The 651-nt window shown below is 56.1% G+C and carries 1 protein-coding gene; it reads right to left on the minus strand.

Annotated elements, in window-relative coordinates; all coding sequences use genetic code 11:
- Window positions 1–202: 202 nt before the first annotated feature.
- Window positions 203–622, minus strand: coding sequence for an acyl-CoA thioesterase (locus tag RMSM_RS03795; protein WP_008691808.1), 420 nt, complete (start codon window positions 620–622; stop codon window positions 203–205).
- Between the last annotated feature and the right edge of the window lie 29 nt (window positions 623–651).

Consider the following 651-nt stretch of genomic DNA (forward strand, 5'->3'; position numbering starts at 1 on the left):
TCGTTTCGTCAGCATTGGCAAAAAACAAAACCGACGTCGGAGACGTCGGGCGACAATCGGGTCGCGGTGATAGCGGTTGATGCGTGCACGCCGAAAGTCACCTCTCCCGACGCAGTTGGGAGAGGTCGAGCAGAGCCTTTCGCGATTGCTCGGGTGAGGGTCGTCCGATCAAGTCAACTCCCAACTCCCAACTCCCAACTCCTCACTCCTCACTCCCCTTCTCATACTGTTCCAACAGCGTTTGCGGGACGCGCTGCAATTTGCCTTCACGATCGATCACGGCCAGCGTGACGGTTGCATCGACGATCGGCTCAGGTTCACCCGATGGATTTACTCGAGTGATCGAATACTCATGGATGATCTTGGCGGCGGTGACGCGAGCGATGGTGGTATGGACGGTGATCAGGTCGTCATATTTTGCTGGTCGTCGATAGCGGCAATCGACTCGGACGACGACGACCAAGACCCCCGCCTCTTCCATCTCGGCGTAGCAGCCGCCGGAAGCTCGCAGCAGTTCGGTACGTCCGATTTCAAAGTACCGCAAGTAGTTAGAGTGATGGACAAAGCCCATCGGATCGCACTCGTCATAGCGAACGCGGAGTTCAATTGTATGTTGTTTCATAGGTGAGATGCTCACCAATGCCCAGCGTT

The organism is Rhodopirellula maiorica SM1 (assembly GCF_000346295.1).
In the GTDB taxonomy this organism is placed as follows: domain Bacteria; phylum Planctomycetota; class Planctomycetia; order Pirellulales; family Pirellulaceae; genus Novipirellula; species Novipirellula maiorica.